Source organism: Mesorhizobium sp. RCAM 05099 (assembly GCF_059683685.1).
This window is the reverse complement of the sequence record NZ_CM185035.1, coordinates 2382357-2398908: the sequence shown is the minus strand read 5'-3', so window position 1 is coordinate 2398908 and position 16552 is coordinate 2382357. Positions and strand designations below refer to the sequence as shown.

Genomic DNA, 16552 nt, shown 5'->3' with positions numbered 1-16552 from the left:
GATCGGGCGCGAGCCTCAGCGCCAGCCCAGCGCCGGCGCGACATGGGTCAGGATCGCCTCGATGACATGCGCGTTGTAGTCGACACCGAGCTGGTTGGGCACGGTGAGCAGCAGCGTGTCGGCTTCGGCGATCGCCTCGTCCTGCGCCAATTCCTTGATCAGCACGTCCGGCTCGGCGGCATAGCTGCGCCCGAAGATCGCCCTGGTGTTCTCCTCGATGAAGCCGATCTGGTCGCGGCTCTCGTTGCCGCGCCCGAAATAGGCGCGGTCGCGGTCGTCGACCAGCGCGAAGATGCTGCGGCTGACCGAGACGCGCGGCTCGCGCTCGTGGCCTGCCGCCTTCCAGGCTTCGCGATAGATGCGGATCTGCTCGGCCTGCTGGATGTGGAAGGGCTTGCCGTTCTCGTCGAATTTGAGCGTCGAGCTTTGCAGGTTCATCCCCAGCTTCGCCGCCCATTCTGAAGTGGCGTTGGTGGCGGCGCCCCACCAGATCCGCTCGCGCAGGCCCTCCGAATGCGGCTCGAGCCGCAGCAGGCCTGGCGGATTGGGAAACATAGGCCGCGGATTGGGCTGTGCGAACCCCTCGCCCCGCAGCGTATCGAGGAAGACCTCGGCGTGGTGCCGCGCCATGTCGGCGTCGCTCTGTCCTTCCTGTGGCGCGTAGCCGAAATAACGCCAGCCGTCGATCACCTGCTCGGGCGAGCCGCGGCTGATGCCAAGCTGCAGGCGACCACCGGCGATGATATCGGCCGCGCCCGCGTCCTCGGCCATGTAGAGCGGATTCTCGTAGCGCATGTCGATGACGGCGGTGCCGATCTCGATGCGGCTAGTCTTCGCGCCGACGGCGGCCAGCAGCGGGAATGGCGAAGCGAGCTGGCGGGCAAAGTGATGCACGCGGAAATACGCGCCATCCGCACCCAGTTGCTCGGCGGCGACGGCGAGGTCGATGGACTGCAGCAGCGCGTCCGATGCCGACCGCGTCTGCGACTGTGACGAGGGCGTCCAGTGCCCGAATGAGAGGAAGCCGATTTTCTTCATGGAAATGCGATATAAGGATGCGGGCCAGGCTTCAATGCAAAAGCGATGGCGGGACCTGACGAGACCTCGTCATATCCGCGTTACCAGGCAACGAAATCCGTCGTCCGGAACGGCTCCTGTTCGGGCGCGTCACTCTGCCGCCTGAACTCGATTTGCCTGGATGATCGCCCGGATTTCGGCCCGGCAGGAGCCGCAATTGGTACCGGCCTTCAGCGTACCGCCGATCGCTTCGACGCTCGTGCAGCCTCCCGCCACGGCCGCCGCGATCTGGTTGGCGCCGACGTTGAAGCAGGAGCACACGATCGCGCCGGCGTCCGGCCGATCGGCGCCGGCGCGGCCGGCGACGATCCGGAAGCGTTCGCGCTGTCCGGCGTGGATTTCGTCGAGTTGTTCCGCCGCCCAGCCGCGCGACACGGCGACCGGGCCGGGCGCGACGAACAAGGCGCCGGACAATTGGGCGCCGTCGAAAGCGGCGATGCGATGCTGGCCGGCGTCGCGGTCATGATAGGCGAGCATGTCGCCTCCCGGTGGCGCGCCGAACAGGGACCCGGCAAAGGCAGTCCAGTCGATGTCGTCATCGTCAAAGGCGAGTTCGACCCGCCAGCCACCCCTGCATTTCGCCACGGCCCAGTAGGGCGCGGCAATCGACGCTGGCTTGCGGCGCATCACGGCAAAGCCGAAGGCTTTCGCGGCAAACGTCTCGACGCGGGCGGCGACATGTTTCAGCGCCGGCTGACCGGAAACCGGATCGGTCAGCGGCGCGGTGAGCGTGTCGAGCCGGCCCCTTGCGGCAAACTGATCGGTCCAGTGCATCGGAGCAAACAGGCTGCCCTGGCGCTGGCGAGACGTGACCAGCGCGCGCACCAGCACCTCGCCGCGCAGGCTGGAAATGCGCACGATGTCAGCGTCGCCGATGCCGTGGTGCTGTGCATCCGCCGGGTGGATCTCGACGAACGGCTCGGCGATGTGCTGGGACAGCCGCGGGCTTTTGCCAGTCCGCGTCATGGTGTGCCAGTGGTCGCGGACACGGCCGGTGTTGAGGATCAGCGGGAAGTCCGGGCTGGTGCGGATTTCCACGGTGGCGCGGATGGCGATGAAGCGCGCCTTGCGGTCGGGTGTGTAGAAATCGCCGTCGGCGAAGAAGCGTGAGCTGGATGAGCCATGTTCATGAATACCGACACCCGGCTGACGTCCCGCCTGAACACCCCCCTCTGGCCTGCCGGCCATCTCCCCCGCAAGGGGGGAGATTGGCGGCTCTGACGTCGGCATATCTTCTGCATCTCTGGCGATTGGCGAAGGCCGGCGCGACATCCGATCTCCCTCCTTGCGGGGGAGATGGCCGGCAGGCCAGAGGGGGGTGCTTTGGCTCGGCGCTGGCCACTGGAATGGCACTAGCGCGTCGTAATCTTCTCCATCTATTTCCGCATAAGCACCGATATCGAAATCCCGCGCACCATCATTCTCGAATCCGGACAGCGCGGCGTGTTCGGCGAAGACCTCCGCCGACGTCTCATGCGCGAACGCCTCGCCAAAACCCATCCGCTTGCCGACTTCGGCGATGATCCGCCAGTCCGGCCGCGCCTCGCCGGGCGCGGGCAGAAACGCCCGCTGGCGCGAGATGCGGCGCTCCGAATTGGTGACGGTTCCGTCCTTCTCGCCCCACGCGGCGGCAGGCAGCCGGACGTGGGCGTGGCGGACGGTGTCGGTGTTGGCCAGCACGTCCGACACCACCACGAACGGGCAGGCCTTGATCGCCGCTTCGACGGCATCGGCGTCCGGCATCGAATCGACCGGGTTGGTGGCCATGATCCACAGCGCCTTGATGCGCCCGTCGGCCACCGCCTGGAACATCTCGACCGCCTTCAGGCCGGGCTTGCGCGCAACGGCTGGCGCGTTCCAGAAGCGTTGCACGCGGTCGCGATGGTCTGGATTTTCGATCTCCATATGGGCGGCCAGCATATTGGCCATGCCGCCGACCTCACGGCCGCCCATGGCGTTGGGCTGGCCGGTCACCGAGAACGGCCCCGCCCCCGGTCTGCCGATACGGCCGGTGGCGAGATGGCAGTTGATGATGGCGTTGACCTTGTCGGTGCCCGACGACGACTGGTTCACGCCCTGGCTGTAGACGGTCACCGTCTTCGCGGTGGCCGCGAACAGGCTGTAGAAGCGGCCAAGCTCGTCTTCGCTCAGCCCCGTGGCGGCGGCAACACTGGCAAGGTCGAGCGCCGAGGCGGCGAAAAGCGCTTGCCCGAAGCCGGTGGTGTGCGCCGTGATGTAGGCGCGGTCGAGCGCGTTGTGCTGGCCGAGCCGGGCGAGCAGCCCGGTGAACAAAGCGACGTCGCCATCCGGCGCGACCGCCAGGTGCATGTCGGCGATGTCGGCGGTCATGGTGCGGCGCGGATCGACCAGCACGATCTTCATCTCCGGCCGCTTTTCCCGGGCAGCCGCGATGCGCTGGTAGAGCACGGGATGGCACCAGGCGAGGTTGGAGCCGACCAGCACGATGAGATCGGCGAGTTCGAGATCCTCGTAGGTGCCCGGCACCGTGTCGGAGCCGAAGGCGCGGCGGTGGCCTGCCACCGACGAGGCCATGCACAGCCGCGAATTGGTATCGATATTGGCCGAGCCGACAAACCCCTTCATCAGCTTGTTGGCGATGTAATAATCCTCGGTCAGCAATTGGCCCGACACGTAGAAGGCCACAGCATCGGGGCCATGCTCGGCGATGGTTTGCGAGAAGGTCGAGGCGACGAGGTCGAGCGCCTCGTCCCAGCCGGCACGGCGACCGTGGATCTCGGGATAGAGCAGCCTTCCGTCGAGGTCGATGGTCTCGGCCAGCGCCGAGCCCTTGGAGCAGAGCCGGCCGAAATTGGCCGGGTGGTCGGGGTCGCCGCGGACGGACACTTGCCCGTCCGCGGCGACCTTCGCCAGCACGCCGCAGCCCACCCCGCAATAGGGGCAGGTGGTCCTCACCTCGCGTGCTTCTTCGGTCTCCATGTCTTCAGGCCGCGCGGCTGGCCAGCGCTTCCAGCGCGATGAACAGACGCTCGCCTTCGATCCTGACAGGAATGGTGCGCACCGCGCCCTCGTCGGCGCCGAGCGCCTTGCCCGTTTCCAGCGAGATCACCCAATTGTGCAAGGGACAGGTCACTGCCGTGCCGTGCACGATGCCCTGGCTGAGCGGCCCGCCTCTGTGCGGGCAATGGTCGTCGATGGCATAGACCTGATCGTCCTGGGTGCGGAAGACCGCGACCTTGCCTTCCGGCGTGGCGACGCAGCGCGCGCCGCGGCGCGGAATGTCCGTCATGGAGCCTATTGATACCCAGTTCATCTCCGTCACTCCGCCGCCTGTGCAAACCCGACCGAAGCCATCGGCCGGAATTCGTGCTTATCCTTGCCGGAAACGCGTTCCGACCACGGGTCGACCTGGGCGAATTTCTGGCTGAAGACGAAGCGGTCGTAATAGGCCTTGCGCTTCTCGCCATCGTCCATGATCTGGCGCTTGATCTCCGGGATGCCGATGCGCTTAGCCCATTTGTAGATGCGCTCGAGATAGCGGCCCTGCTCGCGGTACATCTGCGTCAGCGCCACGATATGCTCCAGCGCCTCGTCTTCTGTCTTCACGAGGCCGAGCACTTCGGTGCCCTTGATGTCGAGACCGGCGGCGCCGGCGAAGTGGATTTCGTAGCCAGAGTCGACGCAGATGACGCCGACATCCTTGCAGGTCGCCTCGGCGCAGTTCCGGGGACAACCCGACACCGCCATCTTGACCTTGGCCGGGGTCCACGAGCCCCACATGAATTTCTCGATGCGGATGCCGAGCCCCGTCGAATCCTGCGTGCCGAAGCGGCACCAGTCGGAGCCGACGCAGGTCTTCACCGTGCGCAGGCCCTTGGCATAGGCATGGCCGGAGACGAAGCCGGCCTGGCCGAGATCGGCCCACACCGCCGGCAGATCTTCCTTGCGGATGCCGAGCATGTCGATGCGCTGGCCGCCGGTGACCTTGACCATCGGGATCTCGAACTTGTCTACCACGTCGGCGATGGCGCGCAGTTCGGCGGCATTGGTCACCCCGCCCCACATGCGCGGCACCACCGAATAGGTGCCGTCCTTCTGGATGTTGGCGTGGACGCGCTCGTTGATGAAGCGCGACTGGTAATCGTCGGCGTAGTCGCCCGGCCAGTCGCAGACGAGATAGTAGTTGAGCGCCGGCCGGCATTTGGCGCAGCCGCAGGAGGTCGTCCATTCCAGTTCCTGCATCACGGCGGGAATGGTCTTCAGCCGCTTGGCCATGATCAGCCGGCGCACCTCGTCATGGCCGAGTGTCGTGCAGCCGCACATCGGCTGCACCGCGGCCGGGTTGTATTTGTCGCCGATGGTCAGCACCATCAGCTTCTCGACCAGTCCGGTGCAGGAACCGCAGGAAGCCGAGGCCTTGGTATGGGCGCGCACGTCGTCCAGCGAGGTCAGGCCCTTGGCCGTGATCGCGCCGGTGATCTTTCCCTTGCAAACGCCGTTGCAGCCGCAGATTTCCGCATCATCCGGCAAGGCTGCAACGGCCGCCATAGGGTCCAGCGGGGCACCCCCTGGTAGGACTGGCCGAAGATGAGCGTGTCGCGCATTTCGGAAATGTCGGTCTGCTTCTTCTTGAGGTCATTGAACCAGGCGCCATCCGCCGTCTCGCCGTAGAGCACGGTGCCGATGATGCGGTCGTCTTTCAGAACGAGCCGCTTGTAGACGCCGGCGGCGGCATCGCGCAGCACGATCTCCTGGCGGTCCTCGCCCTCGGCAAAGTCGCCGAGCGAGAACAAATCGATGCCGGTGACCTTGAGCTTGGTCGGCGTGTCCATATGGACGAAGGCCGCCGCCTCGTTGCCGGCAAGCTGACTTGCCGCGACGCGCGCCATCTCGTAGAGGGGTGCTACCAGCCCATAGACCTGGCCGTTGACCTCGGCGCATTCGCCGAGCGCGTAGATGTCAGGATCGTTGCTGCGCATGCCGGCGTCGACGACGATGCCTCTGTTAACAGCGATGCCCGCTTGCTTGGCCAGCGCCGAATTCGGCCGGATGCCGACCGCCATGACCACCAGCGTCGCCGGGATGATGGTGCCGTCGGCAAGTTCCACCTGGCCGACCTTGCCGTTGCCGGTGATCGCCTGCGTGTTGGCCTTGGTGATGACCTTGATGCCGCGCTGCTCCACCGCGCTCTGCAGGAGATAGCCGGCGGCCGGATCGAGCTGGCGCTCCATCAGCGTCGGCATGACATGCAGCACGGTGACGTCCATGCCCTGCGCATTCAGTCCCGCCGCCGCCTCCAGCCCGAGCAGGCCGCCGCCGATGACCACGGCCTTGGCCCGAGACTGGGCAGCGAGCATCATCGCTTGGACGTCGTCGAGATCGCGATAGGTGAGCACCCCCGGCAGATCATGGCCCGGAACCGGAATGATGAACGGCACCGAGCCGGTGGCGATGACGAGCTTGTCGTAGGGCTCGGTGACGCCATGATCGGAGGTGACGGTCTTTGCCTCCCGGTCGATGGCGATGATCTTGTGGCCCTTGTAGAGGGTGATGTTGTTGGCGATGTACCAGCCATCGCCGTGGATGATGATTTCCTCATAGGCCTTTTCGCCCGACAGCACCGGCGACAGCATGATGCGGTCGTAGTTGACGCGAGGTTCGGCGTTGAAGATGGTGACGGTGTAGCGGCCAGGCGCCTGCTCCAAAAGGTGCTCCAGCATGCGCCCGGGGGCCATGCCGTTGCCGATGATGACGAGTCTCTCGGTCATTGGTCTACTCCGCGGCTTCGACGAAGCGGTGGCGTTCGTAGAGGAACTTCAGCACCGCCTCGCGGCAGCGCAGGAAGGTCCGGTCGGAGGCGAGCTCGATGCGCCGGCGCGGCCGCGCCAGCGGCACGGGAAGCACCTCCCCGATGGTCGCCACGGGTCCGTTGGTCATCATGACGATGCGGTCGGAGAGCAGCACCGCCTCGTCGACATCATGGGTGATCATGATCGTCGTCGAGCCGAGCCCGGAATGGATGTCCATCACCGCGTCCTGCAGATGGGCGCGCGTCAGCGCGTCGAGCGCGCCGAACGGCTCGTCGAGCAGCAGGATCTTCGGCTGCATCGCGAGCGCCCGGGCGATGCCGACGCGCTGCTTCATGCCGCCCGATATCTCGGCCGGACGCTTGTCCTTGGCGTGCGCCATCTGCACGAGGTCGAGATTGCGCATGATCCAGTCATGCCGCTCGGCCTTGCTCTTCGTGCGGCCGAAGACCTTCGACACCGCCAGGTTGATGTTTTCGTAGACGGTCAGCCAGGGCAGCAGGCTGTGGTTCTGGAACACCACGGCGCGTTCGGGTCCGGGGCTGTCGACCTCCTTGTCCTCGAGCAGCACCGCTCCGGCGGACACCTTGGTCAGCCCGGCGATCAGGTTGAGCAAGGTCGACTTGCCGCAGCCGGAATGGCCGATGATGGAGACGAATTCGCCCTTGTCGATGGTCAGCCTTATATCCCTCAGCACCTCGCTGACCTGGCCGCCACGGGCAAAGGATTTGTCGATATGGTCGAGTTTCAGATAGGCGGTCATCACCCTCTCCTCACTTTGCCGTTGTGCCGCGGGTGACGAAGGCGCCAACCCCCGCGACCAGGCGGTCGAGGCAGAAGCCGGTGACGCCGATATAGGCGAGCGCGACGATGATGTCGGGCAGCCGCGACGAGTTCCACGCGTCCCAGATGAAGAAGCCGATGCCGACGCCGCCGGTCAGCATCTCGGCGGCGACGATGGCGAGCCAGGACAGGCCGATGCCGATCCTCAAGCCCGTGAAGATGTAGGGTGCGGCGGCTGGCACCATGATCTTGACGAAGAACTCGAACTGGTTGAGCCGCAGGATGCGGGCGACGTTGCGGTAGTCCTCGGGGATGTTGCGCACGCCGACAGCGGTGTTGATGATGATCGGCCAGATCGAGGTGATGAAGATGACGAACAGCGCCGACGGGCTGGAATCGCGGAACGCCGCCAGCGACAGCGGCAGCCAGGCGAGCGGCGGCACGGTGCGCAGGATCTGGAACACCGGATCGAGGCCGCGCATCGCCCAGATCGACTGGCCGACCAGCGCGCCGAGCGCCACGCCCACGATCGCCGCCAGGCCAAAGCCGATGGCGACGCGCTGCAGCGAGATCAGCACCCGCCAGGCCAGCCCGATATCCTGCGGGCCATTGTTGAAGAACGGATGCGCGATCAGGTCGTAGGCCTCGTTCCACACCTGGCTGGGCGGCGGCAGGCTTGATGTGGGCGACGAGCAGGCAATCTGCCAGACGACCAGCATGAGGGCGATGACGATGATTGGCGGCACCAGCGTGCTCGCCAGCTTGCCGGCGATGACGATCGGGTCGAAGCGGCGTCTTGCCTTGGCGGTGAAGGCAATCACTTCAGCCGGCTTGGCTGGCGCTGGAAACGCCTTCACCTTGGTGTCCTCGATGGCTTGGATGGACATCTTCTGGAAAAGCTCCTTGGGGGCAGGTAGGGCGACAACGGCGCAAGAGGCGCCGTTGCGCTTGGGGGACAAACGGCGCAAGAAGCGCCGTTTGCTCCGATCAGGCCGATGCCTTGATCTTCAGGCTGTCGAGATAGGCGGACGGGTTGGCCGGATCGAAGACCTTGCCGTCGAAGAAGGTCTCGACGCCGCGCGACGAGGACGCCGGAATGTCGGCGGCCGCCACGCCGAGGTCCTTGGCCGCCTCGCGCCACAGGTCCTCGCGGTTGACCTGGTCGACCAGCGCCTTGATGTCGGTGGTCGGCGCGAATTTGCCCCAGCGGATGTTCTCGGCGAGGAACCACGTATCGTGGCTCTTGAAGGGATAGGAGACGCCGCCTTTCCAGAACTTCATGTAGAGGTCGGTGCCGGTGGCGACGCGGCCGTTGCCGTAGTTGATGTCGCCCTTGAGGCGACCGATGATGTCGGCGACAGGCACGTTCATCCACTGCCGCTTGCCGATGATGGCGGCCATCTCGTCCTTGTTTTCCTTGGCCTCGCACCATTGCTGGGCTTCCATGACGGCCATCAGGATCGCCTTGGTGGCGTTCGGGTATTTCTCGATGAATTCGGCGCGCAGGCCGAGCGCCTTTTCGGGATGGCCCTTCCACAATTCGCCCGTGCTGGCGGCGGTGAAGCCGACGCCCTGGTGGACGAGCTGCTCGTTCCACGGCTCGCCGACGCAGAACACATCCATGTTGCCGACCTTCATGTTGGCCACCATCTGCGGCGGCGGCACGACGATGGTCGAGACGTCCTTGTCGGGATCGATGCCGCCGGCGGCCAGCCAGTAGCGCAGCCACAAATCGTGCGTGCCGCCCGGGAAGGTCATGGCGGCCTTGATGTCCTTGCCGGCCGCCTTCTTGGCGGCGAAGGCGTCCTTCAGCTTGGAGGCGTCGAGGCCGACACCGGTGCCGGCATATTCCTGTGCCACCGAGATGCCCTGGCAGTCGTAGTTGAGCCGCGCCACGATCGCCATCGGCATCGGCTGGTTGTTCTGCGTCACCTTGCCGGTGTGCATCAGGTAGGGCATCGGCGTCAGTATATGGGCGCCGTCGATGCCGTTGGCCGCGCCGCCGAGCATCAGATTGTCGCGAGTCGCGCCCCACGAGGCCTGCTTGAGCACCTCGACGTCGGGCATGCCGAATTTGGCGAACAGCCCCTTCTCCTTGGCGATCATCAAGGGGGCCGCATCGGTCAGCGCGATGAAGCCGAGCTTGGCGCCGGTGACTTCCGGGGCGGTCGTGGCGGCATAGGCGCCGGACGGGAAGAGCTTGCGGGCCGCCATGAACAGGCCGGCCGTCATCGCACTGCTGACAAGAAAATCGCGACGCGTCACATCTCCAAGCGATGTTCCAGTCCCAATCCATTTCTTCATGGTCTTCTTCATCGTCGTCTCCGGTTGAACGCGATTCCAAAACAAAAAAGCCGCCGGCCAGGTCTTCGCGTCCGGAAATCCGGATCGCGTCTTGACCTGAGCGGCAGCTTTGCCTGTGGCGCCCGCCATTGGACGCCTGTTCCGTGACCCACGAAGGGCCTGGTTATCTCAAAGCATGAACCGTGCCAGTTCGAGGTGGGAGGAAAAATGCCAATGGAATCAGCAATACGCGCCGGTCGCCGGCGCGCCGGGCGATCTTGCGAACAGGCCAAAGATTGTTCATTGGAGCAATCGCACGCACAATTTTTGTGCAATGCACAAGAATGGCGCGGAAATGATCAGGCTTCCGCGCGGGCCGATTTCTGGGCGGCGATGTAACCATTGATCTCGTCCGGATCGAAGATCTGGCCGTCGAAGAAACCATCCGGTCCGAGCATCAGGCCCGCCCCTGTCGCGCCGACCGCCGTGGCCACGCGCAGCGCGCCCTCGACCTTCGAATTGGCGCCTGGAAGTGCGACGCCAAGCGGCTTCAGCGCCGAGCGGTAGAGGTCGGGCCGGTAGCAGTCGCGGGCAATGGCGAGATTATCAGGCGTGTGCGCCACATGCCCCCAGCGCACCATCTGCGTGTAGAACCACAGCGCATGGCTCTTCCAGGGAAAGTTGGCCGCCTTGTCGAAGGGCAGGAAGAAGTCGTCGATATCCAGCTCCGCGCCGCCGCCCAATTTGAGATGGCCGGTCAGGATCGGCATCAGGACGGCCGGCGGCAGGCCGAGGAAGCCCGGCTGCGCCATCATCGCCGCGAGTTCGCCGTGGTTAGCCGGGTCCTGGCACCAGCGCGCCGAGTGATGCAGCGCGCGCAAGAGCGCCGCCAGCGCCTCGGGGGACTGCTCGGCCCAGGCCTTGCGCACGCCGATCACCTTCTCCGGGCTGTTGCGCCATATCAGTGCCTTGACGGTGACGATATGGCCGGTGCCGGCGGCGACAGAGGCGCTGTTCCAGGGCTCGCCGACGCAGTAGCCGTCGATCCGCCCGGTGGCCAGCGCGTCGGCCATGAACGGCGGCGGCACGATGACGATCTCGATCTCGCGCGTCGGATCGATGCCGCAGGCGGCAAGCCAGTAGCGCAGTTCGTAATTGTGCCCGGAATGCGGGTGCACGACGGCGAAGCGCAACGGATCATGGCCGGCGGCAGCGCGCTCGCGAATGAGCGCGCCAAGTGCTGCACCAGCGCGTGCCGGATCGAGATCGGGTTGGGCGCCATGCGCCGTCATGCCGGCCCAGACGGCGTTGGAGATGGTGACGCAATTGCCGCCGAGCCCGAGCGAGAACGGCACGATGGTCTCGGAGGCAAGCGGCGTCAGCCCGAGATTGCAGGCCAGCGGCATGGGCCCGAGCATATGCGCGAGATGGAAGTGGCCGATGGCGATGCGGTCGCGGATGTTGGCCCACGACGTCTCGCGGTGCAGCGTGAGATCGATGCCTTCGCGCGCGGCGAAGCCCAACTCGCTTGCGGCGACCAGTACGGCACTGTCGAAGAGCGGCATGAAGCCGGCGGTGATCTGGTGCTCGGCGCCCATGCTCATTCGTCCTCCGCCGGTCCCAGCAGCCCTGCGGCGGTCACCAGGCTCTGGGCGATATCGCTGATCTTGCGGTTCTGGTTCATCGCCGTCTTGCGCAGCAGCGTGTAGGCGGCCTCTTCCGTCAGGCCGCGCGACTTCATCAGGATGCCCTTGGCGCGATCGATCACCTTGCGGCTCTCGAGCTCGCTGCGCGCCTCTTCCAGTTCGCGTGCCATGCGCGAGAAGGCGTTGAAGCGGCTGACCGCCATGTCGAGGATCGGCTTGACGCGCTCCTGCCGCAGGCCGTCGACGACATAGGCGGATACACCGGCATCGACCGCCGCCTCGATCGAGGCCTGGTCGGAGCGGTCGACGAACATGGCGATCGGCCGCTTCACCGCCCGCGACAGCTGGAACATGTTCTCCAGCATGTCACGGTTGGGGTTTTCGAGATCGATGACGATGACGTCGGGCTGGATCTCGACGATCCGCCGCGCGATGCCGGTCACGTCATGGATGACGGTGACCCGTTCATGGCCGGCCTCGCGCAGTCCCGCCTCGATGATCGCGGCGCGGATGCGGTTTTCGTCGATGACCAGGACGGCGAGTGAACTGCGAACCATTCTTGCATTGTGCCCATGCGAAGAATTTGTGCAATGCGGCATGACCTGCCGATCGCAATGGATGGTGATTTGGATGACGGCATGGCGCCAGGGCCCGACGCCAAATGCATCACCCCGCCAGCGCCATTTCGGGGCGTTTTGACCCCTCGCGGATGGCCTTGTGCACGCCGCGCTGCAGGTCCATGAAAGCCGGGCTTTCCATCACCTCTTCCCGGCGCGGCCGCTCGATGTCGACGTTGAAGGTCTGCGTGATGCGTCCCGGGCCGATTCCCATGACGACGATGCGGTCCGACAGGTAGACGGCCTCCTCGACGTCATGCGTGACGAACAGCACGGTGAGCCGGTGTTCCTCCCAGATCTGGGTCAGGAGTTCCTGCATCTGGTGCCGGGTCAAGGCATCGAGCGCGCCAAAGGGCTCGTCCATCAGCAGCATCTTGGGCCGATAGGAAAGCGCACGCGCGATGGCCACGCGCTGCTTCATGCCGCCCGAGAGTTCGGACGGGTAGCGGTCGGCGCTGTGCGACAGCTTGACGAGGTCGAGATGCTCGAGCGCGATCCTGCGGCAGGTCGCGCGATCGTAGCCCGCGGCCTTGAGGGCAAACTCGATGTTCTGCCGCGCCGTCAGCCAGGGAAGCAGCGTGTAGGACTGGAAGACGACGCCACGGTCGAGACCCGGCTGCAGGATCGGCGCGCCGTCGATGCTGAGATCGCCGGCGTCGAAGTCCTGCAAGCCTGCCACGATCGACAGCAGCGTGCTCTTGCCGCAGCCCGACGTGCCGACGAGCGAGACGAACTCATTGTCGGCAAGATCGAGGTTGATGTCCCGCAGCACCTCCGTGCGCCGCTCGCCCGTGCCGAAGCTCTTGTGGAGGCCGGCGATCCGCAATTTGGGAGGATTCATCGACCGTGCCTCATTGCGAATGACCATCCTGCCGGAACAGCACCTTTTCCAGCGCCTTCATCACCTGGTCGGTGATGAGGCCGAGCACGCCCAGGAGCAGGATGTAGCCGATGATGGTGTTTGTCTGGAAATAGCGCTGCGACACGGTGATGCGATAGCCGAGCCCCGATGTCGCCGCGACGAGTTCGGCCAGCACCAGCCAGGTCCACGCCCAGCCCAGGCTGATGCGCAGCGTATCCCAGATACCCGGCAAGGCACTGGGAACGACGATGCGCGTCAGAATCTTGCGATCCGACAGGCCGAGCGTGCGCCCAAGGCCGATGAAATCGGTGGGAACCCGTTTCACATTGTCCATGATCATCAGCACCTGCTGGAAGAAGGTGCCGATGAAGATGATCAGGAACTTCTGCGTATCGCCGGTACCCGCCCACAGGATGGACAGCGGCACGAAGGCGACGACCGGCATGTAGCGGATGAAATCCACCAGCGGCTCGATACCTGCTTCCCAGGACCGGAAACTGCCGATCAGCACGCCGATCGGTATGGACAGTGCCGAGGCGATGAGGAAGCCGATGGAAATCCGGTACATCGAGGCCTTGAGGTCCAGCCACAACGTGCCGTCGGTAGCGAGCTTGGCGATCTGGGTCGCGACGCTGCCCGGTGACGGCAGGAAGATGGGTTTCACCCATTCCAGTCCGGTCGCCGCCCACCAGGCCAGGCCAAGCCCGACAAAGACGGCCACCGCGATCATCAGGAAACGCGACCTGGCGATCGGCACGCCGATCCCGGAGGATCGGCGGCGTCTCGCCTGTTTGGTGACCGGCCCCGGTGCGGGGCGAGCCGGGACCGTTTTCGCCGGGGGCTCCCCGGACATTTGGGTTACCACCGCGATCCGGCCTTCGTCATTCCGCCGCCTTGACGAAGGACGGGTCGATCATCTGCTCCGGCGTCACGTCTGCCTGCAGCAGCTTGGCGTTCTTGGCGGCCGCTTCGACATCGGCGAATGTCTTGGTGGTGAAATCGCCGGTGAGCGCCGTCTTGTTTTCGGCGAGAGAGTAGTAGCGCACGCCGTCGAAAGCGGTGTTGAGGTCCTTGACGTCCGAACCGACGGCCTTGGCGATGATGGCGCGGCCACCGGGCGTGTCTGCCTTGTAATCCTTGAGCGCCGCGTCCCAGCTCTTGATCATGGCCAGCACCTGGCCGGGCCGCGACTTGATCACCTCGTCGCGCACCACCAGCACGTCGCTGATCAGGCCGGGATCCTCGCCGGCGGTGAACAGCAGCTTGACGTCCTTGTTCTGCGCCATGGCGACGGTGAGGTACGGTTCGTAGGTGACCGCGACCGGCACGCGGCCCGCGATCAAGGCGCCGCCGGCATCGGCGGCCGGCATCGGAACCGGCTTCACATCGTCGATCGACATGCCGTTCTTGGCGAGCGCGTATTTGAGCAGGATGTCGCTCGTCGTGCCTTCCTCGAAGGCGACCTCCTTGCCCTTGAGGTCCTTGATCGAGGTGATGTCCTTGCCGGCGATCATGGCGTCGGCCGTCATGGAGACGTCGAGCAGCAGCACGATCTTCACCGGCAGGCCGGCCGCGACCATGCCCATCGCCGTGTGGGTGGCGATGTTGGCGGCGTCGAGCTGGCCGCTGGCCAGCGCCGCGTTGATGTCCTTGTCCTCGGCGAAATTGACGATCTGCACGTCCGTCAGCCCGTTTGCCTTGAACAGCGCCTTGGCGTCGGCGACATGCCACTGGCCATATCCGAGCCAGGGCTCGATGCCGATCTTGAACGCTCCGGCTTCGGGCGTGGTGGGAATGGCCGCGTCGGCGGCATGGGCTGCCGGGGCGGCGGCGAGCCCGATGGCGGCAGCCATCACGAGCGCGCGAAATTGTCCTGTTAGGTTACGCATCATCTTGTTCCCCTTGATGATCAGACCGCTTTTTTTCAACCAAGCATCCGGTCTGGTGAGACTGCGGGTTTCTGCTCTTGCGGCACTGTGCCTCGGCGTCATACCTGCCACTTCATGGTGAAGTGCGAGGATATTTCAGCGTCAGCGGGAGCGGATGTCAAGGCTAAAATACATACATGCATATACAAGTTGGATTGACTCAATTTTCCGCCTCGATCAAGCCCATCCGCCTGCTTTTCCGCGACGATCATTCATGCTCTTTCAGGATCGATCCGGTCGAGGAAATCGGTCACCCGATCGGCCCCGGCATCGGGCTCGCTGCCGACCATGACCGCGACTGAAAAGGCAATGAGCGAGGAGACCGGGGTATGGCTGCGCGCGCCGGCGCGCAGGTTCATGACCAGCGTTGGCGACAGGAAGAGCCCTGCGCGCAGCACCGCGCGCCAATCCGCCGGAAGTATCCCGCGCCGCTTGAGTTCCAGTAGCAATGGCCGCCACAGCGCCGTCGCCTTGACCTCCAGCAGGTCGCGACGGACCGGGCTCAGGTCCCAGTTCGTGTCGACATGAAGCAGGTCTCCGTCCAGCCGCGCCCGCGCGCGAAAAGCCTCGGTCGCGATGGCCGGATCGTAGAGCCAGAACGGATGGGCGAAGATGTTGTGGAACGTCGCCTTGACCTCCGCCAGCAGCGTGGGGATATGCGAGCCGGCAAAGGCGGGATCGAAGAAGGACAGATCCGCCCTCCCCGCCTTCGCCGTGTACCAGACATTGGCGTTGTGGGCGTCGCCATGCGCGACCACGCCGCCGGCATCGGCGAGCCTGTCCGGCCGCAGGCGCACTGCCGCGGCGTCGAAAAGCTCGCCGACACTGTTGGCGTAGCGTTGACCGTTGATCGCGAATTTCAGCCGGGAAAACCGTTCCCAGTCCAGTTCCACGCCAGGAAAGACAAACGATTTGCCGATATAAAAATCGGCCAGGCGGCCACCTGGGAACGAGCGCGTATCTGCATCGACCAGCCGCTCGTGGAAGAGCCGGTGGATCGGCTCCGCCTTCACCTGCGCGACGGTGACGGGATGCAGTGTCTCGAGATAGACCTCGAGCAGCCTGGCTGACAGGTCGCGCTCGGCAAGAACGGCCTCGCGCCGTTTGCCGGCATCGTCCTGCGCATCCAGCGCCCACAGCACATCCGAAAATCTCGGATCGGTGCGGCGGCGATAGACGAGGATTTGCTCGCCGGGCTGGGCGGACATGTGCACGGGTTGATCGACCGGCAAGCCGGCACGCGACAGGATTTCTGCCCGGTAATACTCGCCCGTCATCGCCTCTTCCCGTTCCTCCTGATGGAACTTGAAGAAGTAGGCCTTGCCGTCATCCTCGAAGAAGCCGTTCAGCGAATTGAGGCTGTATTTGTCGAAATTGATGCGGACATTGCAGGGGCTCATCTCAAACAGGTCGCCCAGCAATGCCGACAGTGCGCGCTGCGCCTCGGCGACATCGTGTTGCGCAAGGGCCCGGATCCGCGCCGTGCGGCTCGGTGTCGGCGTCATCTGTCGTTCCTTTGGCCAGTCCGTCGGCCGAGGGTGAGTTCAATCTCATCAGTACATGTATATAC

Annotated in this window: 12 protein-coding genes and 1 pseudogene; all 13 read right to left on the bottom strand. The window is 65.0% G+C overall.

What is annotated here, in order from left to right:
* Positions 1-15 precede the first annotated feature (15 nt).
* Positions 16-1038, bottom strand: a complete 1023-nt coding sequence (locus tag AC56QQ_RS11795) for an LLM class flavin-dependent oxidoreductase (RefSeq protein ID WP_497127264.1) — start codon at positions 1036-1038, stop codon at positions 16-18.
* Between the two features lie 129 nt (positions 1039-1167).
* Positions 1168-4035, bottom strand: a complete 2868-nt coding sequence (locus AC56QQ_RS11790; RefSeq protein WP_497127262.1) for a nitrate reductase — start codon at positions 4033-4035, stop codon at positions 1168-1170.
* Between the two features lie 4 nt (positions 4036-4039).
* Complete coding sequence (gene nirD, locus AC56QQ_RS11785; RefSeq protein WP_497127260.1) at positions 4040-4369, bottom strand: nitrite reductase small subunit NirD; 330 nt, start codon at positions 4367-4369, stop codon at positions 4040-4042.
* A 5-nt stretch (positions 4370-4374) separates the two neighbouring features.
* A pseudogene (gene nirB / locus AC56QQ_RS11780) lies at positions 4375-6824 on the bottom strand (nitrite reductase large subunit NirB).
* A 4-nt stretch (positions 6825-6828) separates the two neighbouring features.
* Complete coding sequence (locus AC56QQ_RS11775; RefSeq protein ID WP_497127258.1) at positions 6829-7626, bottom strand: ABC transporter ATP-binding protein; 798 nt, start codon at positions 7624-7626, stop codon at positions 6829-6831.
* A 10-nt stretch (positions 7627-7636) separates the two neighbouring features.
* Positions 7637-8533: a nitrate ABC transporter permease gene (gene ntrB / locus AC56QQ_RS11770; RefSeq protein WP_497127256.1), complete on the bottom strand. Its 897-nt coding sequence runs from the start codon at positions 8531-8533 to the stop codon at positions 7637-7639.
* 100 nt (positions 8534-8633) lie between these two features.
* Positions 8634-9950: a CmpA/NrtA family ABC transporter substrate-binding protein gene (locus AC56QQ_RS11765; protein ID WP_091582112.1), complete on the bottom strand. Its 1317-nt coding sequence runs from the start codon at positions 9948-9950 to the stop codon at positions 8634-8636.
* A gap of 338 nt (positions 9951-10288) precedes the next feature.
* Entirely contained in the window at positions 10289-11527 is a 1239-nt protein-coding gene (locus AC56QQ_RS11760) for a CmpA/NrtA family ABC transporter substrate-binding protein (protein ID WP_497128959.1), read from the bottom strand.
* Between the two features lie 2 nt (positions 11528-11529).
* Complete coding sequence (locus tag AC56QQ_RS11755) at positions 11530-12132, bottom strand: ANTAR domain-containing response regulator (RefSeq protein ID WP_497127254.1); 603 nt, start codon at positions 12130-12132, stop codon at positions 11530-11532.
* Positions 12133-12241: 109 nt separating this feature from the next.
* Positions 12242-13033, bottom strand: a complete 792-nt coding sequence (locus AC56QQ_RS11750) for an ABC transporter ATP-binding protein (protein ID WP_091581990.1) — start codon at positions 13031-13033, stop codon at positions 12242-12244.
* A 10-nt stretch (positions 13034-13043) separates the two neighbouring features.
* Entirely contained in the window at positions 13044-13907 is an 864-nt protein-coding gene (locus tag AC56QQ_RS11745) for an ABC transporter permease (protein ID WP_091581988.1), read from the bottom strand.
* Positions 13908-13935: 28 nt separating this feature from the next.
* Entirely contained in the window at positions 13936-14943 is a 1008-nt protein-coding gene (locus AC56QQ_RS11740; protein ID WP_091582109.1) for an ABC transporter substrate-binding protein, read from the bottom strand.
* A 251-nt stretch (positions 14944-15194) separates the two neighbouring features.
* Positions 15195-16487 (bottom strand): hypothetical protein, encoded by a 1293-nt coding sequence (locus AC56QQ_RS11735; protein ID WP_497127252.1) that lies wholly within the window; start codon positions 16485-16487, stop codon positions 15195-15197.
* Positions 16488-16552: the final 65 nt, after the last annotated feature.

Coding starts and splice junctions, on each gene's coding strand:
- AC56QQ_RS11735 (WP_497127252.1), bottom strand. CDS start 16,487: ATGACGCCGACACCGAGCCGCACGGCGCGGATCCGGGCCCTTGCGCAA.
- AC56QQ_RS11765 (WP_091582112.1), bottom strand. CDS start 9,950: ATGAAGAAATGGATTGGGACTGGAACATCGCTTGGAGATGTGACGCGT.
- AC56QQ_RS11740 (WP_091582109.1), bottom strand. CDS start 14,943: ATGCGTAACCTAACAGGACAATTTCGCGCGCTCGTGATGGCTGCCGCC.
- ntrB (WP_497127256.1), bottom strand. CDS start 8,533: ATGTCCATCCAAGCCATCGAGGACACCAAGGTGAAGGCGTTTCCAGCG.
- AC56QQ_RS11745 (WP_091581988.1), bottom strand. CDS start 13,907: ATGTCCGGGGAGCCCCCGGCGAAAACGGTCCCGGCTCGCCCCGCACCG.
- AC56QQ_RS11750 (WP_091581990.1), bottom strand. CDS start 13,033: ATGAATCCTCCCAAATTGCGGATCGCCGGCCTCCACAAGAGCTTCGGC.
- AC56QQ_RS11760 (WP_497128959.1), bottom strand. CDS start 11,527: ATGGGCGCCGAGCACCAGATCACCGCCGGCTTCATGCCGCTCTTCGAC.
- AC56QQ_RS11775 (WP_497127258.1), bottom strand. CDS start 7,626: ATGACCGCCTATCTGAAACTCGACCATATCGACAAATCCTTTGCCCGT.
- AC56QQ_RS11755 (WP_497127254.1), bottom strand. CDS start 12,132: ATGGTTCGCAGTTCACTCGCCGTCCTGGTCATCGACGAAAACCGCATC.
- nirD (WP_497127260.1), bottom strand. CDS start 4,369: ATGAACTGGGTATCAATAGGCTCCATGACGGACATTCCGCGCCGCGGC.
- AC56QQ_RS11795 (WP_497127264.1), bottom strand. CDS start 1,038: ATGAAGAAAATCGGCTTCCTCTCATTCGGGCACTGGACGCCCTCGTCA.
- AC56QQ_RS11790 (WP_497127262.1), bottom strand. CDS start 4,035: ATGGAGACCGAAGAAGCACGCGAGGTGAGGACCACCTGCCCCTATTGC.